This window comes from Pseudomonas sp. KU43P (assembly GCF_033095865.1).
In the GTDB taxonomy this organism is placed as follows: Bacteria; Pseudomonadota; Gammaproteobacteria; order Pseudomonadales; family Pseudomonadaceae; genus Aquipseudomonas.
Genome location: NZ_AP019365.1, coordinates 5,182,408 through 5,207,272 on the forward strand (window position 1 = coordinate 5,182,408; position 24,865 = coordinate 5,207,272).

Genomic DNA, 24,865 nt, shown 5'->3' on the forward strand with positions numbered 1-24,865 from the left:
ACCAGCCTTGTAATGTTTGCTTCACCATAACGCCGACAGCCCCAAAGCGTGTTAGCCCCAACGGCCGGCGTCATTAGCTTGCAGGTAACACCGCATGGAAATCCGCCATTTCCGCTACTTCCTCTGCGTCGCCCGGCACGGCCACTTCACCCGTGCTGCCGAGCAGCTGGGCATCGCCCCGCCAACCCTCAGCCGGCAGATCCAGGACATGGAGCGCGAACTGGGTGTACGCCTGTTCGAGCGCAACCAGCGTGAGGTGAACCTCACCGCCGCTGGCCAGGCGCTGTTGATCGAGGCCGAGCAGGCGGTGCGCCAGTTCGATGCCGCGCAACTGGGGGCGCAACGGGCCGGCCGTGGTGAAAGTGGCAGTATCGAGTTGGGCTACGTGGCCTCGGCGGCGTACTCGGGCATGTTGCAGCGGCAGGTCATCAGTTTCAGCGACACCCACCCCGGCGTGCGTCTGAACATCCGCGAACTGCCCATGGCCGAGCTGCCCGGCATGGTTCGCGACGGCCTGCTGGACCTGGCTTACGTGCGCTCGCCCATGGAGCTGCCTGAAGAGCTCGAGGCCATTGCACTGCACCAGGAAGACTTCGTCCTTGCCCTGCCCGCCAGCTCGCGGATTAACGAACTGCAGCAGATCCCGGCATCACGTCTGGCTGGCGAAAACTTCATCCTTCCCGAGCAGATCTCCGGCACGCTGGAGGTGGCGGCACAGGGTGGATTCGTACCGCGTCTGGGCCCCCAACCCGGCAGCCTGGTTGCGGTGATTACCTTGGTTTCGCTGGGCCAGGGGATTGCCGTGGTGCCAGAGTCGGTAGTGCAGCGCATCAGCCTGCCGCAGGTGAACTACCGGCGCATTGCTGATTGCCAGGCCAGCTCGTGGTTGAGCCTGATTTACCGGCGCTTCGAGAAGGCCCCGGCGGTGAAGAGGTACGTGGCAATGATGGGCCCACGATGAACATCCCATGGCAAGCACCTTGCGCCTCCCCCCAAAAAACGAGGGCACCCTCAACGGATGCCCTCGCCCTTGATTAGCAGGTGACCCCCATCACCCCATCGTCCGCGCCACCACCGGCTGCGCATGCCCCCGCGAAGTCACGATCCCCAGGAAGGAAATCACGATCGCCAACCCCAAGGTGGAACTCACTTCCGCCCGGTGCTCAGGCGTATACATCATCACCGCCAACGCCCCAGCAATGAACAGAATCACCGCCCAGGTCAGCCACGGGAACAACCACATGCGGAACTTCAATTCGGCATTCTCGCGCTCCAGGCGGCGGCGCATGCGCAGCTGGGAGATGGCGATGACCATGTACACCAGCAGCGCGATGGCACCGGAGCTGGCCAGCAGGAACTCGAACACGCCCTTGGGTGCGAAGTAGTTGAGGATGGCGATGGCCGCACCGATCAGGGTGCTGCCGAACACCGCGGCGCGCGGTACGCCGACCTTGGAGGTCTTGTTGAGGAAGGCCGGCGCGTCACCGCGCTTGGCCAGCGAATACATCATCCGCGAGGCGATGTAGATCGACGAGTTCATGCAACTGGTAACGGCCACCAGCACCACCAGGTCGACCATGAAGGCGGCATTGGGGATGTTCATGATTTCCAGCGCACGTTGGTACGACCCCACCACTGCCAACTGCGGATCGTTCCACGGCACCACCGAGATGATCACGAAGATCGACAGGATGTAGAACGTGCTGATGCGCCAGATCACCGAGCGGGTGGCCTTGGCGATGTTGCGCGACGGGTCGCTGGACTCGGACGCGGCGATGGTCACTGCCTCTGTACCGATGAAGCTGAACATCACGGTGATGAACGCGCCGATCACGGCCGACCACCCTTTGGGTGCGAAGCCGCCATATTCGGCAATCAGCCCGCTCAGGCCGCTGACTTCACGGTTGGGCAGCCAGCCCATCAACGCGGCGAAACCCAGGCCGATGAAACCGAGAATCGCGGTGACCTTCAAGATAGCGAACCAGAATTCGAATTCCCCGTACTTGGCCACACTGAACAGGTTGGTCCCTGCCAGCAGCAACACCGAGGCCAGGGCGAAGATCCAGCTGTCGACCTGGGGGAACCAGGCGTTCAGCACATGCCCGGCGGCCAGGGCTTCGATCGGAATCACCAGCACCCAGAACCACCAATACAACCAGCCGATGGTGTAGCCAGCCCAGCGGCCAATGGCCTGGTCGGCGTAGGTGGAGAACGAACCGGTGTCGGGATGTGCAACGGCCATTTCGCCGAGCATGCGCATAACCAGCACCACCAAGGTGCCAGCAACGAAGTACGAAACAATGGTGGCTGGCCCGGCCGCCGCAATGGCGTGCCCGGAGCCGACGAAAAGTCCGGCGCCGATGATGCCCGCGATGGACAGCATCGTTACATGACGTGGCTTGAAACCTTGTGCAAGGTTGCCATCAGATCCCACGGTGTTCATGGATGTTGTTCTCTTTTTGCTGACACAAGGAAAGGACGGGCAGGCGTAGGCGAAAAATATCTCCTTTGAAATCAATAAGTCGACACGTTACCGGTGCTCTGTTGTTGATCTTTGGCACGCGTCACAGAGCAACGTGCCGGCGCGGTTCGGGGTTCATTTAAGCCGTGCGAGGCTGTGGGTAATTACACGAGAACGCCTCGGAACTGTTCGATCACGACAGGGGATTTCCATTCGCGCCAGATGTCGTGATTGGCATGCCCAAATGCGCCTGATGGCCATTTGAAGGTTTTGTTTTTCAACTGAATGTGTTGTGTCTGTTCCGGCCCTATCGCCGGCAAGCCGGCGCCTGCACAAATCCCTGTGGGAGCCGGCTTGCCGGCGATGGGGCTGAAGCAGGCAAAAAAAAGCCCCGGTTTCCCGGGGCCTCTGTTGCTCAGGTGTCTGCCTACACCTGTCCGGTACGCTCGAAGCGCCGGGCCAGCAACAGGTAAGCGAGGATCCCCAGCACGCCATGGGCGGCCACGAACCAGAGTGCGTTGTGGAAAGAACCGGTGCTGGCCACCACGTAGCCGATCACCAGCGGGGTGACGATGCCGGCGATGTTGCCGATGCCGTTGAACACGCCGCCGCACAGCCCGACCATCTTCTTCGGCGCCACATCCGACAGCACCGCCCAGCCCACCGCCGCCAGGCCCTTGCCGAAGAAGGCCAGGGTCATCAGGGCGATCACCGCCGCATTGCCATCGACGTAGTTGGCCAGCACCAGGACGGTGGACAACGCCATGCCGATCACGAACGGTGTCTTGCGCGCCCGGGACGGGTGCACGCCACGGCGGATCAGCCAGTCGGAAATGAAGCCGCCAAGAATGCCACCGGTGAAACCGCAGATGGCCGGCAACGCGGCGACCCAGCCGGCTTCCATGATGGTCATGCCACGGCCCTTGATCAGGTAGATCGGGAACCAGGTGATGAAGAAATAGGTGAGCGCAGTGATGCAGTACTGGCCCAGGTACACCGCCCACAGGTTGCGGCTGGTGAACAGCTGCGCAAGCTCGGCGCGGGTCGGTTTGCTCTTGGCGGCCTTGCGTTCGTTTTCCAGGTCGACCAGGGCGCCGCCTTCACGCATGTAGTCCAGCTCTTCGCGGCTCAGGCCCGGGGCACTGTGCGGCTCATGGTAGAGGCGGAACCACACCACGCTCAGCAGCAGGCCGAGCACACCCATCCAGATGAACACCTGCTCCCAACTCAGGGTGTGGGTCATCCACGCCATCAGCGGCGCGAACACCACCACCGCCATGTACTGCGCCGAGTTGAACAGCGCCGACGCAGTGCCGCGCTCGCGGGTGGGGAACCAGCAGCTGACGATGCGCGAGTTGGCCGGGAAGGCCGGCGACTCCACCAGGCCGAGCATGAAGCGCATGGAGAACAGTGCGACCGCGGCCGATGCGCCGGCCAGGCCCATCCAGCCCACCGTGCCTTGCAGCAAGGTGAACAGCGACCAGAGGATCAGGCTGATGCCGTAGACCCGGCGCGCACCGAAGCGGTCGAGCAACCAGCCGCCGGGCACCTGGCCCAGGGCGTAGGCCCAGGCGAAGGCGGAGAAGATCATGCCGAGCATGACCGGGTCCAGGCCGAGGTCCTTGAGCACCTCGGTGCCGGTGATCGACAGGGTGGCGCGGTCGGCGTAGTTGATGACGGTGATGACGAAGATCAGTGCCAGCACCAGGAAGCGGTGGCGGCCGATCCCGGCCATGGCCTGCGGTGCGGCGACGGCGGATTTGCTGTTCATGTGGACCCTCTTGCTTCTCGCTGGAAGCGATTGTTTTTGTGTAGAGAAGGGTGGCGCCTTTGGGCCTTGTGTCGGTTGTCAGGGCCCTGTCGCCGGCAAGCCGGCTCCCACAGGGACTTGTGCGGGCCGGCTTGCCGGCGATGGGGGTAACGCGCAATTGGGCGGCACTTCACCCCGGAAGCAGGCTTCGAGGTTGCTCAGCACCATCCGCCCCATTTCCAGGCGGGTCTGCAGCGTGGCGCTGCCGCGGTGCGGTTGCAGGCTGACCTGGTCGAGGTCGCGCAGGGCTGGTGGTACATGGGGCTCGTCGACGAACACATCCAGCCCGGCACCGGCGATCTTCCGTTCGCGCAAGGCGTCGACCAGTGCCACCTCGTCCACCAGCTTGCCGCGGGCGACGTTGATCAGGTAACCGTCCGGCCCCAGCGCATCGAGCACCTCGGCCGTCACCAACGCCTCACCGCCATCGGCCGAGGCCGCGACCACCAGCACGTCCACCGAACGCGCCAGCTCGACCAGGTCGGCCTCATAGCGATATCCCGTTTCCGGCTGCTCGCGCCGCCCGTTGTAGGCGATGCCCATGTCGAACGCCGCCGCGCGCCTCGCGATGGCCTTGCCTACCTGCCCGAGCCCGAGGATGCCCAGCTCGACACCACTGACCTTGCGCGCCAGCGGCGGGTTGACCGTGCCCCACAGGCCATCCCGCACCAGGCGCTCGCCCTCGCCCAGGCGGCGCAGCGTGCTGATGATCAAGCCCATGGCCAGGTCGGCCACATCGGCGGTGAGTACGCCTGGCGTGGTGGTCACATGGATGCCGCGCCGCGCCGCGTGCTGCAGGTCGACGGCGTCGGTGCCGATGCCGCTGATGGCGATGATCTGCAGGGCTGGGAGCTGATCCATCAACGCCGTGGACAAGCCCTTGGCGCCGCCGGTGATCACGCCGCGAATGCGCGGGCCGACCTCGCGCAACAGTTGCTGAGCGTCCTTGTGCTGGTAGAGCCGGTGCACCTGATAGGCGCGGGCCAGTTCAGCGTCGATCGCTTCTGGTACCGGTTGGGTCAGTAGCAGTTCGATCGGGGCAGTGGCGTCATCATTCATCGTTCGCATCCGGCAGGTCATCAGTGAGTGATTCGATGCTAGGCCGGCGTTTGATGCAGGTCTAATATAGATGCTGGATCGAATAATTCAGGAATTGAATCATGGAGCTGCACCAGTTGCGCTGCTTCGTGGCCGTTGCCGAAGAGCTGCATTTCGGCCGTGCCGCCAGCCGCCTGCACATGACCCAGCCGCCCTTGAGCCGGCAGATCCAGTTGCTGGAGCATTCGCTCGGGGTACTGCTGCTGGAGCGCAACAACCGCCAGGCGCGGCTGACCCTGGCCGGGCAGAGCTTTCTCGAAGATGCCCGGCGCATCCTGCAGATCGCCGAGTCGGCCAGCCAGTCCGCCCGACGTATCGCCCACGGCGAGGCCGGTCGTCTGACCCTGGGCTTCACCGCGGTAGGCGCCTACAGCATGATCCCGCGCCTGCTGGTGCATGCCGGGCAGACGCTGCCGGATATCGAACTGGTGCTCAGCGAACGCATCTCCGCCACCCAGGTGCACGACCTGGAAGCGGGGCTGATCGATGTCGGGCTGGTGCGCCAGGTGCTGCCCAGCGCCCGTGTGGACTATCTGCCGATCCACCGCGAGCCCTTCGTCGCCGCCCTGCCCGCCGGGCATGCGCTGACGGCACGGGAGCGGCTGCGGCCTGGCGATTTCGATGGCGAGCCGTTCGTGATGTACAGCGCCAGTGAAGGGCGTTACTTCCATGACCGCATCGCCAACCTGTTCGCCCGCCATGAAGTGCGGCCGCGGTATCAGCATCAGCTTGGGCAGACGCATTCGATCCTCGGCTTGGTGAATGTGGGGTTGGGGTGTGCGGTGGTGCCGGCTTCGGCGCAGGCGTTGCGGCTGGAGCAGGTGGTGTTCAAGCCGTTGGTGGGGACGGAGCAGGAGGCGGAGATCTTTCTGGCGTATTGCCGGGATAACCCTAATCCGGTGCTGGGGGGGTTCGTGGCGATGGCGCGGGCGTTTTTCGAAGCGGGGTAATGGGGTGTGGGGCCAATCGCCGGCAAGCCGGCTCCCACAGGGACCACGCAGCGCTTGAGGCCTGCGCGGTACCTGTGGGAGCCGGCTTGCCGGCGATTGGCCGGTGAACTCAACGCACCAGGCAAGGCCGCTTGTTGTCGAACGTCCACCCCGGAATCAGAAACTGCATCGCCACACTGTCATCCCGTGCCCCCAGCCCCATGTTGCGGTAGCACTCATGGGCCTTGGCCAGTTGGTCCTCATCCAGCTCAACGCCCAGCCCCGGCCGCTCGGGCACGCGCACATGACCATCGATGATGCGCAGCGGGTCGCGGGTCAGGCGCTGGCCGTCCTGCCAGATCCAGTGGGTGTCGATGGCGGTGATCTCGCCCGGCGCCGCTGCAGCCACCTGGGTGAACATCGCCAGCGAAATGTCGAAGTGGTTGTTCGAGTGCGAGCCCCAGGTCAGGCCCCACTCATTGCACATCTGCGCCACTCGCACCGAGCCCTGCAAGGTCCAGAAATGCGGGTCGGCCAAGGGGATGTCCACGGCCTGCGACTGGATCGCATGGCCCATCTGCCGCCAGTCGGTGGCGATCATGTTGGTGGCGGTCGGCAGCCCGGTCGCGCGACGGAACTCGGCCATGACCTCACGGCCCGAATAGCCATTCTCGGCACCACAGGGGTCTTCGGCGTAGGCCAGCACGTGGTGCTTGTCACGGCACAAGGCGATAGCCTCTTTCAGGGACCAGGCGCCGTTGGGGTCCAGGGTAATGCGTGCTTCGGGGAAGCGCTCGGCCAGGGCCGTCACCGCCTCCATCTCGTCTTCGCCACGCAGCACGCCGCCTTTGAGCTTGAAGTCGCTGAAGCCATAGCGCTGCTTGGCCGCTTCGGCCAGACGTACCACGGCCTCTGGGGTCAGGGCCTTTTCGTGGCGCAGGCGGAACCAGTCGTCATCGGCGTCGGCCTCGTTACGGTAGGCCAGGTCGGTGTGCTGGCGATCACCGATGTAGAACAGGTAGCCGAGCATCTTCACCGCTTCACGCTGTTGGCCTTCACCGAGCAGCGCCGCCATCGGTACCTCGAGGTGTTGGCCGAGCAGATCGAGCAATGCCGACTCGATGGCCGTTACCGCATGCACGGTGATGCGCAGGTCGAAGGTCTGCAGGCCACGACCGGCCGCATCGCGGTTGGCGAAGGTCTGGCGCATGGCATTGAGCACCCGCTGGTAATGGCCGATCGGCTGGCCGATTACAAGGTTGCGGGTGTCTTCCAGGGTCTGGCGAATCGCTTCGCCTCCCGGCACTTCGCCAAGGCCGGTGTTGCCGGCGCTGTCACGCAGCACCACGACGTTACGGGTGAAATACGGACCGTGGGCGCCACTGAGGTTGAGCAGCATGCTGTCGTGGCCGGCCACGGGGATCACGCGCAGGTCGGTGACCACGGGGGTATGAGAAGCGGGAGTCGTCTGCTGGTTCATGGGTGTTGTCTCGCAGTCATCAGTGGGTCTGGCCCAGCGCCGAAGGCGCCTTGGCGTCAGGGGAAGTCGCGCCCTTCGGGCGAGTGCGGATGAAGAACACGGCAATGGCTGCCAGCACCGAAGTCACGGCCAGGCCATACAGGCCGCCCTGGATCGAACCGGTCTGTTGCTCCAGCAGGCCGAAGGTGGTCGGCGCCACGAAGCCACCCAAGTTGCCGACCGAGTTGATCAGTGCGATCACCGCAGCGGCGATGCGTGCATCCAGGTAGCCCTGGGGGATCGGCCAGAACAGTGACGAGGCCGACTTGAAGCCGATGGCGGCAAAGCACACGGCAACGAAGGCAAACACCGGCCCGCCAGTGGTGGACATGAACATGCCGATGGCAGCGATCAGCAAGGCACCCGCAACCCACGCCTGCTGGAACTTCCAGCGAGTGGAGCCGGCCGCGAAGGCGTACATGGCCAGAATCGAGATCAGCCACGGAATCGAGTTGAAGAAGCCGACCTGCAGGTCGCTCAGGTCGCCCATGCGCTTGATGATGCTCGGCAGCCAGAACGTTGCGGCGTAGATGGTGAGCTGGATGCAGAAGTAGATCAGGCAGAACAGCACGATCTGCCGGTCCTTGAGCAGGCTCCAGGCCGAAGGCTGCACGGTACCGATGGCTTCGCGCTCGCGCTGCTCGCGATCGATGGTGTCGACCAGCGCGTCCTGCTCGGCCTTGCTCAACCACTTGGCATCCTGGGGTTTGGAGTCGAGCCAGAAGAACACGAAGAAACACAGGGTCACCGAGGCCATGCCCTCGATGAACAGCATCCACTGCCAGCCATGCATGCCCAGGCCCTGAATCTGCATCAGCGCCCCGGCCAGTGGGCCGGAAATCAGCGAGGCCAGGGCCGAGCCGCTGAGGAAGATGGCAATGGCCTTGCCACGCTCGGCAGCAGGCAACCAGCGGGTGAAGTAGTAGATCACGCCAGGGAAGAAACCGGCTTCGGCCACTCCCAGCAGGAAGCGCAGCACGTAAAACTGGGTTTCGGTCTGCACGAACGCCATGGCGGTGGCCACCAGCCCCCAGGTGAACATGATGCGCGTCAGCCACAGCCGCGCACCGACCCGCTGCAGCAGCATGTTCGATGGCACTTCGAACAGTGCGTAACCGATGAAGAACAGGCCGGCACCAAAGCCATAGGCTGCAGCGCTGATGCCCAGGTCGCTTTCCAGGTGCGGGCGGACGAAACCGATGTTGACGCGGTCGAGGTAGTTGACGATGAACATGATGACGAACAGCGGCAGCACGTGGCGCTTGACCTTGGATACAGCACTGGCCAGCACGTCGCCTCCATTCCGGGCAGACGGATCGAGGGTGTCATTCACTTGCGGTCTCCCACTAATTGTTTTTGTGCGGGTCGAGGTTGTCTGGGAAGACAATGCAGCGGAGCATATGCCCGTCGAAGTTGTACGACAAGATCGCCAAGCGTGATGAAATTGCAAAATACAAGCTGATAAATGCACTAAAATCTCCGATATTGCAGGTATTGCTAGCATCATTTTTCGAGCAAGAAGAGAAAAAACGGGCAAAGAATATTTTTTATCGCTAACTTGTCATACAAGTAAATCTAGCGCTCGGAGCCACTCCCATGTCTCAGCCCCCTCGCCCACGCAGCCACAGCCGCGCCCATGACCTGGTGTCGACCCTGACCCAGCAGATTCTGTTGGGCACCTTCAAGCCGGGCGACAAACTGCCCTCGGAAAACACCTTGGTACGTGAGCATGCTGTAAGCCGCACGGTGGTGCGCGAAGCCTTGTCGAAGCTGCAAGCTTCAGGTTTGGTGGAGCCCCGCCACGGCATCGGCACCTTCGTGATGCCGCGCCCGGCTCAAGCTGGCCTGCGGGTGGGAGCGGAAAACGCCGCGAGCGTGCGCGACCTGCTGGAACTGCGGATCGGCCTGGAAGGCCAGGCAGCGGCCCTCGCTGCTACGCGCCGCACTGATGCGCACCTGGTACGCATGCGCCAGGCGCTGGACGACTACCAGGACTTGGCCGCTGCTGGCGACAGCTGCATCGAGGCAGACCGGCGCTTCCATCTGCTGATCGCCGAGGCCACGGGCAACCTGTACTTCAGCGAGATGATGGCGCAGTTGGGCAATGGCCTGATCCCGCGAAACCGCATGGCACTGGCCGAACGCGCCGGGGCAAACCTGGCCCGGCATGCATACCTGGCCAACCTTGAGCACGAAGCGATCCTCAATGCCATCCGCCGGCAAGACCCAGACGCGGCGCGGGCGGCGATCTGCCTGCACCTGTCCAACAGCCGGGATCGCTTGTTGCCTGACTAAGGCCGATTCCTGGGAACAGCCCGCACACGAGCAGACACCGGAGCCGGCACCTGTCCTGAACATGAGTCGAACGTCGATTGTGATGGAAGCATCTCGCACTGCTGCCAATGATGGAGCGAAGACACTCTTCCGGCTCCCGAGGCTTGGCCGTACGCCATGGCAAGCCCGCTCCGTAACTCCAAGGCCGATCCCTCATGAGAAACTCTGTACCCAATCAGACAGCCGAGTATCTTTTCTCCAGCCGCCATGAACGTCTGGACCTTTGGTGCGACCTGTTGCAAGCATGCCGAAACTGGGTCGCCACCAACAGTTGTGATCCCAGCGAAGCAGGCAAGAAGGCCGTCGGCCGGCTGCTCGCTGGCCTTCAGCCCCTGGAGCATTTCCATGCTTATCCCGGCCAGCGTTTGATGGCTATCCTCAGCCAACGGATCGCTGAACATGACGACAACGGAGCAGTGCGGCTAGCACAACGCATCTGCAGCTCATTACTCGATTGCAGCTACCGCCACGACCTGAACGACTGGGACCCGGCCGACGACCTGCCCGACGCCTCTCCTGCCCGTATCAGCATCAACCAGTCCGGGCCTGTGCATCGCCCCTACTTCGAGCTGCTGCTCGTCAATCCTGACGCTCGCACCTTCTGGCCACAGAGGTTGCAGGACATCCGCAACCTGCGACGGGATCAGGACGAGTTCATCTATGAGCCCATCATCGCAGGCACGTTCGAGGACGCACTGATGGCGGCGATTCTGAACCCGGATGTGCAAGTCGTGGTGATCCACGATGGGTTCCTTCATGACGCCGATCTGTCCCCTCGATTGCGTTACATGTTGCAGCAATATCAGGCGCTGTACGGCGGCGCACAACACGACGACCCCAGCATAGAACTGGCCATCACACTGAACCGGATCAGGCCGGAGCTGAACATCATTCTGCTCAGGGATCGCGATGTCGAGAAGACCGCTGGCAACCATCAGCTGACCTTCATCGACCGCGTGTTCTACGAATTCGAAGAACCCCTGGAAGTTCACTTGTGCATCATTGAAAACATAGCCAACCGCTACCGCACGCCATTCTTCGATAACCTCAAGCGCTACGCTCGACGGCCTATCGGAACCTTTCACGCACTGCCTGTAGCCCGGGGAAAGTCCATTTTCAAATCCAACTGGATTCGGGACATGGGTGCATTCTATGGGGCTAACCTGTTCCTCGCCGAAAGTTCTGCCACCACAGGTGGGCTGGACAGCTTGCTGGAGCCTACCGGCAACATCCGCGAAGCCCAACGCTTGGCTGCGCATACCTTTGGTGCCAATGAGGCTTACTTCGTCACCAACGGTACATCCACGGCCAACAAGATCGTCGAGCAAGCACTGCTGGCGCCTGGCGACATTGTTCTGATCGACCGCAACTGCCACAAGTCGCATCACTATGCCGCCGTGCTGACTGGCGCCCTGCCGTTCTACATCGATGCCTATCCGTTAAGCGAATACTCCATGTACGGTGGTGTGCCACTGCGTTCGTTGAAAGAGGCGCTTCTGAACCTCAAACAGGAAGGCAAACTCGATCGTGCCAAGATGATGGTGCTGACCAATTGCACCTTTGATGGGCATGTCTACAACCCTGTGCGGGTAATGGAAGAATGCCTGGCGATCAAACCCGACCTGATTTTCTTGTGGGATGAAGCATGGTTCGGTTTCGCCCGGTTCTCCCCGCTGCTGCGCCAGCGAACGGCCATGTATGCCGCAACCGAGTTACGCAAGCGCCTCAAGTGCTCAGCCTATCGGCAACGCTTCGACCTACACTGCCAAGGGTTGGCGGTGAGGACCGATGACAACTTGCTGGATGAACCGCTTCTGATGAACCCGGACGTGACCCAAGTACGCGTCTATCAGACCAACTCAGTGCATAAATCCATGTCTGCCTTGCGCCAGGGTTCGATGATCCTGGTCAACGACGACAATTTCGCGCAAATAGAAGAGCCCTTCCGCGAGGCGCTGTTCACGCATACATCCACCTCGCCAAACCAGCAGATAATCGCCTCTCTGGACATTGCCCGTCGACAGATGGAACTGGAAGGCTACGACCTGGTGATGCGCGCTACTCAGTTGGCTTTCATCATACGCCGGGAAGTCAATGGCCACCCACTGATCTCCCGATACTTCAGGATCTTCGACGTCAAGGAGATGATTCCCGAAGCGTTCCGGGGTTCGCAGATGGGCGACTATGGTTTATGGAGTACCGTTGGCCGGGCCATCGCGGAGGATGAGTTTTTCCTTGACCCCACCCGCCTGACGTTATCGTGCGGCCATGCCGGGTTCGACGGTACCGAGCTCAAGCAACTGCTGGCCAAACGGTACAACCTACAAGTGAACAAGACCTCACGTAACAGCGTGCTGATGCAGACGAACATCAACAACACACGCAGCGATGTGGCACACCTTCTCCAAGTGTTGGTGTCTATCAGCCAGGATATCGATCAGCGAATCAAGGGAAAAGCCGCTGAGGCCCGCAAGCTTGAACGAAGGGTAGTGAGCCTGGTCGAGGAGGTGCCGAAGCTACCGAACTTCAGCCATTTTCATCCGGCATTTCGCAGCGACGTGCTGGATAGCACCGTCGAAGGTGACATTCGCAAAGCGTTCTACCGCACCTATGACCCGGATGCATGCGAGCATGTGAGGCTCTTCGACAGCACTATCGACGAGCGCCTGAACAACGGCCCGTCGTTGGTTTCGGCGAACTTTGTCATCCCCTATCCGCCAGGCTTCCCGATCATGGTGCCTGGCCAGGTCCTAACCGCGCCGATCATTGACTTCATGCGCAACCTGGATGTGCGTGAGGTTCATGGCTACAACAGCACTGAAGGCCTCAAGCTGCTCAAACCGGACAGGCTGCAATAATGCTTACCGCGGGCTTTGCCTTGATGGCAAAGCCCGCGGGCGCTATCAGAACGTCAGGCAGATCTTGCCGAAATGCCGGTTGCTTTCCTGATAGCGGAACGCGTCGACGATCTGTTCCAACTCGAAATGCTTGTCCACAACCGGTCGCATCCCGTTGGCGTCGATGGCCCTGACCATCGCCTGCTGCTGCGCGCGGCTGCCTACCAGCACACCTTGCAAGCGGATCTGCCGTACCAGTGCCTGCACCAATGGCAGCTGCCCGGCAACACCGGTGAGGATGCCGATCAGTGACACATGCCCGCCGATCCGGGCCGCGATCATCGATTGTTCCAGGGTCGCCGGCCCACCAACCTCGATCACATGGTCGACTCCTCGGTTGTCGGTGAGTTCGCGCACTTTCTCGCCCCAGGCCGGCGTGGCCTTGTAGTTGATCAGGTGGTCGGCGCCCAGTGCCTTCAAGCGCTCGAGCTTGGCATCGCTGGACGAGGTGGCGATCACCGTGGCGCCGGCCAGCTTGGCGAACTGCAGGGCGAAGATCGAGACGCCGCCGGTGCCTTGCACCAGCACGGTATCACCGGGCTTGAGGTGGTCGTCGCTCATCAGTGCGCGCCAGGCGGTAAGGCCGGCGGTGGTCAGGGTGGCGGCCTCGGCATGGCTGTAGCCCTGAGGTGCCAGGGTGAAGGAAGTAGCGCGGGCAGTGACCTGGCTGCGGGCATAACCATCGATACCATCGCCCGGCACGCTGGCGAAGCCTTCAACCTGGGCCTGGCCATCGAGCCAATCGGGGAAGAAGGTGCTGACGACGTTGTCGCCGACCTTGAACTCACTGACGCCGGCACCCACCGCGATCACTTCGCCGGCGCCATCGGCCATGGGGATGCGCCGTTCGCTCGGGCCCCACATGCCGCTCACGACGGCGAAGTCGTGGTAGTTGAGGGAGCTGGCATGCAGCTGCACGGTGATTTCGCCGGCCTTGGGCGCAGCGGCCTCGCAAGTGCCGACCTCGACCTTGTCGTAGCCGCCGCCGGGTTGTACATAGATGGCCTTGCTGGTCATGGCTGGGTCTCCAGTTCAGGGTAAAGACTGGAGTTCAGCATAGACAGTGCTGGCCCTATCGCCGGCAAGCCGGCTCTCACTGTAGCAGTGGGGCTCGAAGGTCGCTGTTGGAGCCAGCTTGCCGGCGATAGGGCCAGCCATTGCACCACAACACTCAGCCCAGCATGCGCTGCAACGCCCGGCAATCCACCGCATGCCAATCTACCAGCTCTGGCCACGGATTATCCGGCAGATTCACCAGCACCGTGCGTGCCCCCGCCGCCCGCCCACAATCCAGGTCGAAGCGGTAATCACCCACCATCACCAACGCGTTCGGTGCCACGCCCCAGGCTTCGGCGATTTTCAGCAAACCGTCCGGGCTCGGCTTTGGCTCAGCCTCGTCACGCCCCAGCACATGCTCCACCTCGAAGCAGTCCGCCAGGCCGATGGCCTCCAGCGTCACATGCGCCAGCTCCCGCGCATTGCGAGTCAGGATCCCCAACCTGCAACCCCGTTCAGCCAACGCCCGCACCAGCTCCACCGCACCACAGGCCGCCGTGGAGGCAATCGCCAGGTCACGTTCGTGCTCGAGCAACCAGGCATGCTTGGCCGCCGCCTCAGCCGCCGGCAGCGCTGCCAGGTGGGTGAGAATGTCGTGCTCGGCGGGAATCTCCAGCGCCTCGCGGATGGCGGCAAAATCGTGTACCGCCACGGTCAGGGTGCCGTCCATGTCGAACACCCAGTTGCGGATTTCACCCAGCTTCATGCCCAGTCCTTGCGATGGCGGATAAGGCCTTCCTGGCTGGACGAGGCCACCAGTTGCCCGGCGCGGTTGTAGATGCTGCCACGGCAGAAGCCACGGGCATTGCCCGCCCAGGGGCTGTCGGTGGCGTACAGCAGCCATTCATCAGCGCGCAGGTTGCCGTGGAACCACAGCGAATGGTCAAGGCTGGCGATCTGCATGTCGCGCTGCCACACCGACTTGCCATGGGGCAGCAGCGCGGTGGTCAGCAGGCCGAAGTCGGAGGCGTAGGCCAGCAGGTACTTGTGCAGCGCCGGTACGTCCGGCAGGGTACCGTCGGCACGGAACCAGGCATATTTCACCGGGTCGCCGGGCTTGGGGTTGAACGGGTCGCGCTCGGTAACCGGGCGAATCTCGATCGGCTTGGCGCACAGCACCTTGTCGCGGATGCGCTCGGGTAGTTGGTCAGCCATGGCGCGGGCCAGTTCCACTTCGGTCGGCAGGTTTTCCGGCCCTACCACTTCAGGCATCTGTGCCTGGTGGGAGAACCCTTCCTCGTCGTACTGGAACGAAGCGCTGCAGGTGAAGATGGTCTGGCCTTTCTGGATGGCCGTTACTCGACGGGTGCTGAAACTGCCGCCATCGCGCACACGGTCGACCGAGTAGACCACCGGCAGGCTGGCATCGCCTGGGCGCAGGAAGTAACCGTGCAGTGAATGCACATGGCGCGCGTCCTCGACCGTCTGGCTGGCGGCTGACAGCGACTGGCCCAATACCTGGCCGCCGTACAGCTGGCGGAAACCCAGGTCCTGGCTGCGCCCACGGAACAGGTTCTCCTCGATCGACTCGAGGCTCAACAGGTCGACCAGGTCGTCCAACACATGACTCATCGGGGGTTCTCCTAGCAAGGCATCACAGCTCTACGGCGCTCTCATGAAGGCAAATGATACAGGGTTTGTCATCGGCACCGCGCATACCTGCCTATTCAGCGCGCTGGGTCTGCTCCCAACGCGCGCGGTCGATGCGGTACAGCACGTGGGGGCGTAGCGGGTGGTCGGCGGGCAGGCGGGGGTGTTCGAAGCTGCCCTGCACGTCCTGGAGCATGCCGATGGCCTGCATCACCTTCTGCGACGGCAGGTTGCCTTCGGTAGTGAACGACACCACCTCGTCCAGGCGCAATTGGGCGAAAGCACAACGCAGGCAGGTCCACGCCGCCTCGCTGGCAAAGCCCAGGCCCCAATGGCGACAGGCCAGGCGCCAGCCAATCTCCACGGCCGGCCCGAAGGGCGCGTCGAAGTTGACATTGAGCAGACCGGTCATACCGATGAAGGCGCCACTGTCCTTGCGCTCCAGGGCCCACAGGCCGAAACCGTATTCATTGAAATGGCCACGTATCCGGCCGATCAGCGCCGCCGCTTCCAGCCGCGTCAGGGGGGCCGGAAAGTAGCGCATCACGTGGGGGTCGGCACACAGTGCAGCGAACTCGCGCAGGTCTTCGTCGTGCCATTGGCGCAGTACCAGCCGTGCGCTTTCCAGTTCCAGGATGGGGGTCATTGCTGTGTGCTCCGGTTTTGCTGGCCTGCAGTTTACAGCGTAGGCGAAATGCAATTTTCACACGCCCTTCACCGGCCCCCGACAGGCCGCTTCGCACAATGCCGCCATCCACCGCCGCACAGAACGCGGCCATGCCATCGGAGCGCAGCATGCAGTCGAGCAACACCCTGGGACACACCGCCATCCACGCCCGCCGCAAGCGGCGTTTGTCACGCAAAGCCCTCGGCGCCGCCCTTGGCCTGTGCATGGTTGTGGCGGCGTTGGGTACCTGGCTGGCGACGAGGACGCACATCGTGGACCTTGGCAACGAACGACAGTTGAGCGACAGCGGCCTGCTGCAGGACTGGGCCGAGGGTGCGGTAATCGTGATGATTCGCCATGCCGAGCGCTGTGACAGCGCACCTGGCCCCTGCCTCGACGACCCCACCGGTATCACCGTGGCCGGCAGCGCCGCTGCCACACGGGTTGGCCAGGGCTTGCACGACCTGGGGCTGGCCAATGCCGACCTGATCAGCAGCCCGAAACTGCGCACCCGGCAGACTGCGCATTTCATTCTTGGCCAGGCGATTGCCAGTGAAGACTGGCTGGAAAAATGTGACAACGGATTCGCCAAGGAGGCCCTGGCGCACAAACAGCCTGGCCACAACCTGGTGCTGGTGACGCACAACGGCTGTATCGACCACTTTCAACGCGACAAACGGGTGGTCGGTGGCGAGCGCGAGAGCGGCTATGCCAGTGCGCTGTTTGTTTCGGTTGATGCCAATGGCAAGACGCGGATTCTTGGCCGGTTGAACGAGCCGGACTGGCAGCGGGTGCTGGCTAGCGCGAGTAAATGACTTTGCCCCCATTGCCGGCAAGCTGCCGGCCTTGAGGGCAGTGGCGTACCTGTGGGATCTGGCTTGCCGGCGAGAGGGTCGCAACAGCGACCCAACAACTGGCAAGATCAGCACTGGCCCTGATTGCGACCCCACCATGCCATTGCCGCTTATCTACCACGACGACTACAGCCCGGAGTTCCCCCCCGAGCACCGCTTCCCCATGGACAAGTTCCGCCTGCTGCGCGACCACCTGGTCGACAGCGGGCTGACCAGCGATCAGGCGTTGCTGCGCCCGGAGATCTGCCCCAACGACATCCTCGCCTTGGCCCACGACCGTGGCTACATCGAGCGCTACATGGGTGGCGAGCTGAGCCGCGAGGACCAGCGCCGCCTCGGCCTGCCCTGGAGCGAGGCCCTGGCCCGGCGCACCGTGCGCGCAGTGGGTGGCTCGCTGCTCACCGCCGAAATGGCACTCCAGCATGGCCTGGCCTGCCACCTCGCCGGCGGCACCCACCACGCTCACTACGACCATCCGGCCGGTTTCTGCATCTTCAACGACCTGGCGGTGATCAGCCGCTACCTGATCGAAGCCGGCCGTGTGCATCGGGTGCTGATCTTCGACTGCGATGTGCACCAGGGCGACGGCACCGCACGCATCCTCCAGGACACCCCGGACGCCATCACAGTGTCGTTGCACTGCGAACAGAACTTCCCAGCGCGCAAGGCCCACAGCGACTGGGATATCCCGCTGCCCCGCGGCATGGGCGATGCGGCCTACCTGAAGGTGGTGGAAGACGCACTGAACTACCTGCTGCCGCTTTACCAACCAGACCTGGTGCTGTACGACGCCGGCGTAGATGTGCACAAAGACGATGCCCTCGGTTACCTGCAGTTGACCGACGCCGGCCTGGCCGCCCGCGACGAGCGTGTCATGCGCCATTGCCTAGGTCGTGATATCCCTGTGGTCGGTGTGATTGGCGGCGGCTACAGCAAGGACCGCGTAGCCCTTGCCAGGCGCCATGGCATCCTTCATCACACGGCAGCAAAAGTCATCGGTTGTTAACAATGACTGTGGAACCGCTTGTGGATAACCTGCGGGAAAGCCGCTGCAGCCCTTGAATGGACTGGCCTGCAGAGTGCTGATCATTTTTTGTTCAGTGTTTATGCAGGCTGTGCTGCGCTAGAATGCGGGCTCTTTTTCCACAGCCTGCCGCCGACCATGTCCGATTTATCCCCTGCCTCCCCCTTTCGCGCCGTCGTCATCGGCGCTGGCCCCGCCGGTTTGATGGCTGCCGAGGCGCTGGCCCAGCGCGGCCTGGCCGTGGAGGTGTTCGACGCCATGCCGTCGGTGGGCCGCAAGTTCCTGCTGGCCGGCGTGGGCGGCATGAACATCACTCATTCCGAGCCTTATCCACAGTTCGTGGCGCGCTATGCCGAGCGCCAGGGTGAAATCGACGGCTTGCTGCACGACTTCGATGCAGCGGCCCTGCGCCAGTGGATACATGGCCTGGGCATCGACACCTTTGTCGGCACGTCGGGCCGCGTGTTCCCCACCGACATGAAAGCCGCTCCACTGCTTCGCGCCTGGCTCAAGCGCCTGCGCGACAGCGGCGTAGTTATCCACACCCGTCATCGTTGGCTGGGTTGGAATACCGACGGCAGCTTGCGGATTGCTTATCCACAGGGCGAATTGCAGTTGAAGGCTGATGCAGTGGTGCTGGCCCTGGGTGGGGGCAGCTGGGCGAGGTTGGGTTCTGATGGCGCCTGGCAGCGTTTGTTGGCAGATCGGGCTGTGGATATCTCTGTGCTGCGCCCGAGCAACTGCGGGTTTGAAGTGGAAGGCTGGAGTGCGCTGCTGAAGGACAAGTTCGCCGGCTCACCGCTGAAGAACATTGCCCTCAGCATGCCGGGCCATACTCCGCGCAAGGGCGAGTTCATTCTGACAGCCCAGGGCGTCGAAGGCAGCCTGGTGTATGCCTGGTCGGCGCCGCTGCGCGAGGCGATCGACCGTGACGGGCAGGCCACCCTGCTCCTCGACCTGCTGCCAGACAAGCCTGTGGACAAAATTGTCCAGGCGTTGGCGAAGCCGCGAGGATCACGTTCTATGGCCAAGCATCTGCAGAGCCAGTTGAACATCGATGGGGTCAAGGCGGCGCTGCTGCGTGAGCTGACCGATCAGCCGACCTTCGCCGATTCCGCTGCGCTGGCGCGGGCGATCAAGGCACTGCCAATCACGCTGGTGCGTACACGGCCGTTGGATGAGGCGATCAGCAGTGCGGGCGGAGTGCGTTTCGAAGGGTTGGATGAGGGGCTCATGGTCAAGGGCATGCCGGGGGTGTTCTGTGCTGGCGAAATGCTCGATTGGGAAGCCCCGACCGGGGGGTATCTGCTGACTGCGTGTTTTGCCAGTGGGCTGCGCGCGGGGCGGGCTGCGGCGGATTGGCTGGCGCGACCTTCCTGACAGAATGCCGGGGCTGCTTTGCAGCCCATCGCCGGCAAGCCGGCGCCCATAGAGGCGCCACAGCCTCCTGTGGGAGCCGGCTTGCCGGCGATGAAGGCCCCACTGGCATCAAGGCTTGCGCTTTTTCGGCCCGGTATTGAAGCTAGGCACCTTGCGCACCGACTTGACCGGCGCTTCATCGCCACTGTCCATCCACCGCCCCAGACCACGCTTGGCGCTGTTTTCTTTCGGCTTCTTTGGTTTCTTCGGCTTCTTGATCACCTGGCCACTGGCATCGGTCATCGGCACCCGATGGTCCGGGATGAAGTCGGGCTCTTCATGGCGCGGCAGGGTCTGGCGAATCAGGGTCTCGATCGACGCCAGCAGTTGCACCTCATCCGCACACACCAGCGAGATCGCCTCGCCTTTGTTGCCGGCGCGGCCAGTGCGGCCAATGCGGTGCACGTAGTCTTCGGCCACGATCGGCAAGTCGAGGTTGACCACCAGCGGCAGATCATCGATGTCCAGACCACGGGCAGCCACGTCGGTGGCCACCAGCACCTGGATTTCTCGGGCCTTGAAGCTGTCCAGCGCGCGCTGGCGCGTGGCTTGCGGCCGGTCGCCGTGGATGCCATCGGCGTTCACGCCTTCCGCCATCAGGCGTTCTACAAGCTGGTCGACGCCATTGCGGGTCTTGGCGAACACCAGCACCTGCTTCCAGCGCTGCTTGCGCAACAAGTGGCAGAAGAGATCGGCCTTGCGCTTTTTATCCACAGGCACCAGCCACTGCTTGACGGTGGTGGCGGCGGCGTTGCGCGGGCTGACTTCGATACTCAGTGGGTCATTCAGCGCCAGGCCCGCGAGCATGCGAATCTGCTCGGAGAAGGTCGCGGAGAACAGCAACGTCTGGCGCTTGCGCGGCAGCGCTGCGTACACCGACTGCAGTTCTTCGGCGAAGCCCAGGTCGAGCATGCGGTCGGCTTCGTCGAGCACCAGGGTTTGCACCTGGTTGAACTTGACCGCGTTCTGGCGGAACAGGTCGAGCAATCGGCCCGGGGTGGCTACCAGCAGATCGACGCCACGGCGCAGGCGCATCATCTGCGGGTTGATGCTGACCCCACCGTACACCGCGTAAGTGCTCAGCGGCAGGTTCTCGGCGTACTCGCGCACGTTGTTGTGCACCTGCTCGGCCAGTTCACGGGTGGGCACCAACACCAACGCGCGGATCGAGTTGCTGGCCACCTTTTCCCCTTCCAGTGCCAGGCGTTGCAGCACCGGCAGAGCGAAGCCGGCGGTCTTGCCGGTGCCGGTCTGGGCCGCGGCCATCAGATCGCGGCCAGCCAGTACGGCGGGGATGGCCTGGGCCTGGACCGGAGTCGGGGTGGTGTAGTCCAGTTGCTGCAGGGTACGCAGCAAGGGTTCGATCAGGCCGAGTTTGGCGAAATTCATGGCAATACCGTCAGGGGGTTCAGCGAAGGCGGCAAGTTTACCGCAACACCCTGGGTTACTTGCAGATTTCGCCCTTAAGCGGTACTACCGGCTGCGGGACTGGCTTGCGCCATTGTGGCAGGCCGATCAGCACCACGGCACCGATGATCACCGCCATGGCCACGCATTCCTCGGCGCCGATCTGCTCGCCGGCAAAGACGATGCCCAGCATCACCGCCACCGCCGGGTTGACGTAGGCATAGCTGGTGGCCGCTGCTGGGCGCACATTCTTGAGCAGGTACATGTAGGCACTGAACGCCAGGATAGAGCCGAACAACACCAGATAAGCCAGCGCGCCCCAACCCGCCGCGGTCGGCATCTGGGTCATGCGTTCGCCCGACAGAGCACTGCCCAGCAACAGCACCGCACCACCTACCAGCATCTCGGCAGCGCTGGCCATCGGGCCCTGGGGCAGTGGCAGGCTCTTGCTCCATACCGAGCCGAAGGCCCAGGACGCGGCTGCAAACACGATCAACGCCGCACCGATGGGGCTGGCCTGAAGGTTCGAGCCGAGGTTGAGCAAGCCGATACCGACCAGCCCCAGGAAGATACCCGCCCACTCCAGCCGCGAATTACGCTGGCCGAACAACAGCCCGAACAGCAGCGTGAACAATGGCACCGTGGCCACCGCCAGTGCGGCCACTCCCGAGGCCACGCCGGCATGCTCGGCCACCGTCACACCGCCGTTGCCACAACTCAGCAGCAGAAAACCGATGGCCCCGGCCGCGCGCCATTGCGGCCAGGTGGGTGCCGGCACACCGCGCCAGCGCAAAAAGCCGTACAGCAAGCCGCCAGCAATCACGAAGCGCACCCCCGCCATCAACATCGGCGGCCAGGATTCGACGCCGATGCGGATGAACAGGTAGGTAGACCCCCAGACCAGGTACAAGGCCAGGAAGGCGCCAATCAGCAATAACGGGAAGCGACGGGAGGCAGGCATGGGAAATGACTCGAAATCCGTTTACGGGTGACTTAGTTTAGAAAGGGCTTCACGCAAACTTAAGTTACAAAACGGGATTAAATCACCCGCACACTTTGTAATGCGTCATACGAATGTGTGGCGGACAACTCTGGCCTTGCCAGGCCCCTCAATGCCGCAACAACAACCGCCCTTCGATCGGCACATACCGGCTGGCCGCGCGAATCAATGACATCGCGGTCAACCCAGGCACGCCGTACACCACCGCCTCGGTCCCGTGGCGCTGGATTACCCGCTCGAGCAACAGATCGAAATCACCGTCCCCGGAAGCCAGCACTACCTGGTCGACACGGCTGGCCGCGTCGATCACATCCAGCGTGATGCCCACATCCCAGTCGCCTTTGGCCGACCCATCGCTGCGCTGGATAAACGGTTTGAGCCGTACCTCGAAACCCAGGTTGCGCAGGATCTGCTGAAACTGCTGCTGCTTGCTGTCGCCACGGTCGATGGCATAGGCCACGGCCTCGACGATCTCGCCCTCGCGGCTGACCTCGGCCCACAGCGCGCTGTAGTTGAAATGGCAGCCATGAACCTGGCGTACGGTGTAGTAGAGGTTCTGTACATCGGCGAACAGCGCGATCTTCTTCACTACATACCCTCGACCGAAGGGGCGCGTCGCGCCCCAAAATGCCGGCAGTATGCCAGAGCGATCAGACGAAGGTGTCGTCGTCCGAGAAGAACCCGCCATCGTCGCTACCGTAGTCGGTGTCGGCGAAACCGCCCTGGTCATTGCCCCAGCCACCATCGTCGGCGACCTGCTGTTGCGCACCGCTGTCGTTCCAGCCGCCTGTGTCACTGGCCGGCGCTGGCTCTTCCTGGATCACTTCGACCACTTCTTCGGGCTGAGAATGGTGGTTGAACAGGCTGCTGATGCCCTGCGCCAGCAAGACACCACCGGCGACACCGGCAGCCGTCTGCATGGCGCCGCCAAGGAAGCTGCTGGCGCCACTGCGCGCAGGCGCGGCACCGAAACCCGGTTGAGGGGCTTGGGCCTGGGGCTGGGAGAAGCCCGGGGCACTCGGCTCACGCCAGCCGCCGGACGGTGCGGCGGAGCGCTGGGGTTGCGGCGCGGGCTCGGGGTTGCGGGCACCGGCACCAAAGATGCTGGAAAGGAACCCGCCACCACTGTTGCCGCTGTTGGCACGTGTTGCCTCGAGTTGGGCACGTGCCTGTTTGAGTTCGTTCTCCAGCTGCTTGTTCTGCTCGTCCAGGCGCTTGAGTGCAGCCTCCTGAACCAGGATCGCCTGGGCCATGTAATATGGCGCCGCTGGCTGCTGGCGCAGGTGCTCCTCGATCCGCGACTGGGCCTGCACATCACGCGGCTGGCTCGGGTCTTCGGCTTGCTTGATGCGGCCGAACAGGCCGTCGATCAGGGTTTGTTCTTCAGTGTTCATGGGCTACCTCATGGGCAAGCAGGACATCGGACAGCGTCAAAGATGGGGCCCGCAGGCGAAGGATTCAATTAGCCATGTGGTGAAACTTTTTTCAGCAAGCGACGGCGCTGGGCTAAAGTTATGCCCCTGCTTTTACTGCCATGCGATGTTGACCCATGAATCCGCTGAGCGTTCTGCGCGACTCCCTGTACTTCTTCCGCCGCCACCTGCCGAGCATCATTCCACTGTGCCTGCCGCTGGTGGTGCTCGAGGCCCTGCTGACGCAACTGCTGTATCGGCAGCTGGGCGATCAGGCATCGCCGGCCTACGGCATGCTGGTCAGCCTGCTGCTCTACCCACTGTACAGCGCGGCGCTGATCCTCTACCTCGACACCCGCAGCAACGGCCAGGACATCCCCCGCCGCGACCTGTTCGCCCGTGCCCTGCAGCTCTGGCCGCAACTGGCCCTGCTGGTACTGATCAGCTCGCTGCTGATCATGGCGGGCCTGGCGCTGTTCATCTTCCCGGGCGTGTGGATCATGATCAACCTGGTGTTCGCCGAATACCTGCTGGTGCTGCGCGGCTTGCCAGTGGTGCAGGCGATGCGCGAGAGTGCGCGCATGACCACGGGGCACTTCATGCGCATCATGGTCTGCGTGGTAGGCGTGCTGGCACCGATCTGGCTGCTCGACGGCTTGTTGCTGATGGCGTTCCCGGAGCCTTCGCCCGGCGTGCAACTGGCCATGGACAGCCTGAGCAGTTTCCTCCAACTGTTCAGTACCGTAGTGCTGTACCGCCTGTTCATGCTGTTGGAGGAACAGCCTAGCCAGTGATTGCCGCGGCCGTTGATGCTCTGCGGGGGATACCTTTCGGTCTGTGGCGCGATACGCCAAGGCTCTAAGTTGATCCCCTTCTCACTACCGAGCATCCTCCCCATGGACCCTGCAATTCAGAGCACCTACGCCACCTCGTTCCGCGGCAAACTGTATGCGATTCGCGACAATCAGCTTGTTCCGCTGCGACTGAGCCGCAGCAGCGACAAATGGCATTGGGGCCTTGCCCCCCAGGATGACTGGCTGATGGCCGGCGGCAATAAAGGCTCCGTGTACATGGACTTTACCTTCGACTCCCATACCGACGGCCGCCTGCATTACCACATCAGCATTCCAGGCCGTTCAAGGCCCAAGAGACTTAGCCAGAGCCTGAACAATTACCTGGGCTTCTATGAGATTGCCGACGTTACCGACTACTGGAAAATCGAACCACTGGAGCAGACTGACCACGGTCTCGTCTGCCATTTGCGCGATCATAAGGGCTACCGAGCAGGCGCTATCAAGGACACGCCCCACCGCAACGGGCAAAACATGTACCTGCTCAACACCCGGGAAGGCGAAACGCTCACCTTCCTTCTCATAAAAATGGACTGA

22 protein-coding genes are annotated in these 24,865 nt (G+C 62.9%); 9 read left to right on the forward strand and 13 right to left on the reverse strand.

From position 1 onward, the window contains the following. The first annotated feature begins 94 nt into the window (after positions 1–94). On the forward strand, positions 95–961 hold the full coding sequence (locus KU43P_RS23705; RefSeq protein WP_317659936.1) for a LysR family transcriptional regulator: 867 nt from the start codon (positions 95–97) through the stop codon (positions 959–961). Between the two features lie 90 nt (positions 962–1,051). Here KU43P_RS23705 and KU43P_RS23710 read toward each other — a convergent pair whose 3' ends face one another. The 3 genes from KU43P_RS23710 to KU43P_RS23720 all read right to left on the reverse strand — a co-directional run bounded on the left by KU43P_RS23710 (position 1,052) and on the right by KU43P_RS23720 (position 5,330). Beyond that, complete coding sequence (locus KU43P_RS23710; RefSeq protein ID WP_317659937.1) at positions 1,052–2,443, reverse strand: amino acid permease; 1,392 nt, start codon at positions 2,441–2,443, stop codon at positions 1,052–1,054. Positions 2,444–2,888: 445 nt separating this feature from the next. After that, positions 2,889–4,232, reverse strand: coding sequence for an MFS transporter (locus KU43P_RS23715; protein WP_317659938.1), 1,344 nt, complete (start codon positions 4,230–4,232; stop codon positions 2,889–2,891). Positions 4,233–4,310: 78 nt separating this feature from the next. Beyond that, positions 4,311–5,330 (reverse strand): 2-hydroxyacid dehydrogenase, encoded by a 1,020-nt coding sequence (locus tag KU43P_RS23720; RefSeq protein WP_317659939.1) that lies wholly within the window; start codon positions 5,328–5,330, stop codon positions 4,311–4,313. A 101-nt stretch (positions 5,331–5,431) separates the two neighbouring features. Between KU43P_RS23720 and KU43P_RS23725 the strand changes: the two genes are divergently transcribed. Further along, positions 5,432–6,319: a LysR substrate-binding domain-containing protein gene (locus KU43P_RS23725; protein WP_317659940.1), complete on the forward strand. Its 888-nt coding sequence runs from the start codon at positions 5,432–5,434 to the stop codon at positions 6,317–6,319. Positions 6,320–6,428: 109 nt separating this feature from the next. Here KU43P_RS23725 and gudD read toward each other — a convergent pair whose 3' ends face one another. Next, entirely contained in the window at positions 6,429–7,778 is a 1,350-nt protein-coding gene (gene gudD / locus KU43P_RS23730; RefSeq protein ID WP_317659941.1) for a glucarate dehydratase, read from the reverse strand. Positions 7,779–7,797: 19 nt separating this feature from the next. After that, positions 7,798–9,150 (reverse strand): MFS transporter, encoded by a 1,353-nt coding sequence (locus KU43P_RS23735; RefSeq protein WP_317659942.1) that lies wholly within the window; start codon positions 9,148–9,150, stop codon positions 7,798–7,800. A gap of 263 nt (positions 9,151–9,413) precedes the next feature. On the opposite strand from KU43P_RS23735, the gene KU43P_RS23740 reads away from it, so the two are divergent. Further along, a complete protein-coding gene (locus tag KU43P_RS23740; RefSeq protein WP_317659943.1) occupies positions 9,414–10,112 on the forward strand; it encodes a FadR/GntR family transcriptional regulator in 699 nt (232 codons plus the stop codon). A gap of 194 nt (positions 10,113–10,306) precedes the next feature. Then, entirely contained in the window at positions 10,307–13,009 is a 2,703-nt protein-coding gene (locus KU43P_RS23745) for a hypothetical protein (RefSeq protein ID WP_317659944.1), read from the forward strand. A 45-nt stretch (positions 13,010–13,054) separates the two neighbouring features. Here KU43P_RS23745 and KU43P_RS23750 read toward each other — a convergent pair whose 3' ends face one another. From KU43P_RS23750 to KU43P_RS23765, 4 genes are all read right to left on the reverse strand, one after another. Beyond that, on the reverse strand, positions 13,055–14,065 hold the full coding sequence (locus KU43P_RS23750) for a zinc-dependent alcohol dehydrogenase family protein (protein ID WP_317659945.1): 1,011 nt from the start codon (positions 14,063–14,065) through the stop codon (positions 13,055–13,057). Positions 14,066–14,219: 154 nt separating this feature from the next. Then, positions 14,220–14,810 (reverse strand): HAD family hydrolase, encoded by a 591-nt coding sequence (locus KU43P_RS23755; RefSeq protein WP_317659946.1) that lies wholly within the window; start codon positions 14,808–14,810, stop codon positions 14,220–14,222. Then, positions 14,807–15,676 (reverse strand): acyl-CoA thioesterase II, encoded by an 870-nt coding sequence (tesB, locus tag KU43P_RS23760; RefSeq protein WP_317659947.1) that lies wholly within the window; start codon positions 15,674–15,676, stop codon positions 14,807–14,809. The genes KU43P_RS23755 and tesB overlap by 4 nt, the downstream gene beginning before the upstream one ends. 91 nt (positions 15,677–15,767) lie before the next feature. Further along, positions 15,768–16,340 carry a GNAT family N-acetyltransferase gene (locus KU43P_RS23765; protein ID WP_317659948.1) on the reverse strand — a complete coding sequence of 191 codons (573 nt, stop codon included), beginning with the start codon at positions 16,338–16,340 and terminating at the stop codon, positions 15,768–15,770. 149 nt (positions 16,341–16,489) lie between these two features. On the opposite strand from KU43P_RS23765, the gene KU43P_RS23770 reads away from it, so the two are divergent. From KU43P_RS23770 to KU43P_RS23780, 3 genes are all read left to right on the forward strand, one after another. Further along, entirely contained in the window at positions 16,490–17,176 is a 687-nt protein-coding gene (locus tag KU43P_RS23770; protein ID WP_317663912.1) for a histidine phosphatase family protein, read from the forward strand. A 136-nt stretch (positions 17,177–17,312) separates the two neighbouring features. After that, positions 17,313–18,221, forward strand: a complete 909-nt coding sequence (locus tag KU43P_RS23775) for a histone deacetylase (RefSeq protein WP_317659949.1) — start codon at positions 17,313–17,315, stop codon at positions 18,219–18,221. Between the two features lie 156 nt (positions 18,222–18,377). Continuing rightward, positions 18,378–19,619: a TIGR03862 family flavoprotein gene (locus KU43P_RS23780; RefSeq protein ID WP_317659950.1), complete on the forward strand. Its 1,242-nt coding sequence runs from the start codon at positions 18,378–18,380 to the stop codon at positions 19,617–19,619. Between the two features lie 108 nt (positions 19,620–19,727). Here KU43P_RS23780 and KU43P_RS23785 read toward each other — a convergent pair whose 3' ends face one another. The 4 genes from KU43P_RS23785 to KU43P_RS23800 form a co-directional block, all read right to left on the reverse strand. Further along, positions 19,728–21,047: a DEAD/DEAH box helicase gene (locus tag KU43P_RS23785; protein ID WP_317659951.1), complete on the reverse strand. Its 1,320-nt coding sequence runs from the start codon at positions 21,045–21,047 to the stop codon at positions 19,728–19,730. Positions 21,048–21,102: 55 nt separating this feature from the next. Continuing rightward, positions 21,103–22,026 carry a drug/metabolite exporter YedA gene (gene yedA, locus KU43P_RS23790; protein ID WP_317659952.1) on the reverse strand — a complete coding sequence of 308 codons (924 nt, stop codon included), beginning with the start codon at positions 22,024–22,026 and terminating at the stop codon, positions 21,103–21,105. Between the two features lie 148 nt (positions 22,027–22,174). Beyond that, complete coding sequence (locus tag KU43P_RS23795; protein WP_008092833.1) at positions 22,175–22,654, reverse strand: NYN domain-containing protein; 480 nt, start codon at positions 22,652–22,654, stop codon at positions 22,175–22,177. 61 nt (positions 22,655–22,715) lie between these two features. After that, complete coding sequence (locus KU43P_RS23800) at positions 22,716–23,459, reverse strand: DUF2076 domain-containing protein (protein WP_317659953.1); 744 nt, start codon at positions 23,457–23,459, stop codon at positions 22,716–22,718. A 155-nt stretch (positions 23,460–23,614) separates the two neighbouring features. Between KU43P_RS23800 and KU43P_RS23805 the strand changes: the two genes are divergently transcribed. Both KU43P_RS23805 and KU43P_RS23810 read left to right on the forward strand, forming a co-directional pair. Continuing rightward, positions 23,615–24,271, forward strand: coding sequence for a YciC family protein (locus KU43P_RS23805; protein ID WP_317659954.1), 657 nt, complete (start codon positions 23,615–23,617; stop codon positions 24,269–24,271). Positions 24,272–24,373: 102 nt separating this feature from the next. After that, positions 24,374–24,865, forward strand: a complete 492-nt coding sequence (locus tag KU43P_RS23810) for a hypothetical protein (RefSeq protein WP_317659955.1) — start codon at positions 24,374–24,376, stop codon at positions 24,863–24,865.